Source organism: Micromonospora sp. KC723 (genome assembly GCF_004348595.1).
Lineage (GTDB): Bacteria > Actinomycetota > Actinomycetes > Mycobacteriales > Micromonosporaceae > Micromonospora.
Genome location: NZ_SMKD01000269.1, coordinates 1 through 1,528 on the forward strand (window position 1 = coordinate 1; position 1,528 = coordinate 1,528).

The 1,528-nt window shown below is 69.8% G+C and carries 1 protein-coding gene; it reads left to right on the plus strand.

The window, feature by feature from the left end:
* Positions 1-777 precede the first annotated feature (777 nt).
* Positions 778-1,257: a barstar family protein gene (locus tag E1165_RS28560; protein ID WP_243705038.1), complete on the plus strand. Its 480-nt coding sequence runs from the start codon at positions 778-780 to the stop codon at positions 1,255-1,257.
* Positions 1,258-1,528: the final 271 nt, after the last annotated feature.

Below are 1,528 nucleotides of genomic sequence, written 5' to 3' on the forward strand. Positions count from 1 at the left end.
CCCTTGCGGGCGACCGCGACCACATCACGGCGGAACTCCAGGGGAAACGCTTTCGGCATGACAGACATCCTTCCAGCGAGGAACGCATCCTCACAGGTCAGGAGTCAACCGAACCGGGGGCAGACCCGGCGCTGGCGGGCCGGGCGGTGGTCTGCTCGGCTCGCCCGGGTCGTCGGCAGGCGGGATGGCGCTGCGCAACCACCCACGGACCGCAACGCGCAGACGGAGCCCCCGCCATCCTGGAGTCGTTGCGCCCCCGCCGGAGGCGCAGTGACCGCGACCGGTCCACCGCCGCGACTCGCCGCGCGGACCGGGCGTGCCCTTCCCTGCGCCGCGTCGCTCGGGCGCGGCGCGGCCGGCTGCCGGCCCGCGAACCTCAACCACTCTCGGCTCTACCGTCTGCGGCGACCCCCGGGCTCCCCCGCTCTCCGCGCCAGCCGCCGGGCGTCCGGCGTGACGGCCGCAGAGCGACAGCGGCGCGGCCGGCGCGCGCCCAGGCGGCGGCGCGTGCGGCCCGTTGCGGGCCGCCTTGATAGATGTACAGAAAGTCCTCACACACCGCCGGCAGCCGGCCGGTCGGTCCTCCGCCGATTGGTGTGCGACAGCCATCCGCCAACTGTTCTGCGACGCCGCAGCGCGCTGATCGCGGCACATCCAGTCATTCGGTCGAGGCCTGCCCGTCGTGCTGTTCTGCCTCCCGGGCAGACTGGAGGCCATGGGGTGCGGCGTGCGCGAGGCCGCTGAGGTCATGAACTACGTCGACCGTGGTGGGGCTGAATGATGAACAGCTGGTGGAGCGGCTCCACTGACCAGCTCGCGGTCTGCTCGCGCAGTGCCCTGGTGGAGCTCGCCGCTGTGCTACCGGCAACGGGCAGGTTCGTCGTTGCCCGCCTTGATGGAACGAGGATGACGGATGCGGCCCACGCCTTCTACGAGTTCTCCGACGCGCTCCTCTTTCCTGCCTACTTTGGCTGGAACTGGGACGCGTTGTCCGACTGCCTCCGTGATCTGAACTGGTTACCGGCGGACGGGTATCTGATCGTGTTCGAGAACGCGCTCCAGTTGCTGTCGAGCAGTGCCGAGGATCAGCACACGTTATTCCGAATCCTGTATCAAGCCGTTCGGCACTGGGCGAGCCCGCTCGGCCAGCCGGAGGGCAAGGGCAGCCCGTTCAAGGTGCTGCTGCTGTGCGACCGCGACGAGGAGGCGGCGCTGTTGCGGCAGGAGATCGCCTACGCAATCCATAAGATGCGATGAACCATTGATGCGCGCGACCGCCGGTCGGATCGCCTCCGGTGGGGTCACGCGGGTTGACGTGTCGGTGCCCGGTGCTACCGTGGTTTCCGTCGAGCACGCCAGCGCGGCCTTCTGCCGGATCGCTGAGACCGACTCCGGAGTTGCCGAGCGGCCTTCTTGCCGCTGATGCGGGTCACTTCCCGCCGGCTTTCGATCGCACCGGCCGCTGCGCCGGTCCGGAATCCACTGAGCGCCCAGCACGGCCTTTCCCGCCGTCCACGGTGGCCCTCGG

Bases quoted from the DNA above. Each gene is read 5' to 3' on its own strand.
- E1165_RS28560 (WP_243705038.1), top strand. From the start codon at position 778: ATGATGAACAGCTGGTGGAGCGGCTCCACTGACCAGCTCGCGGTCTGC.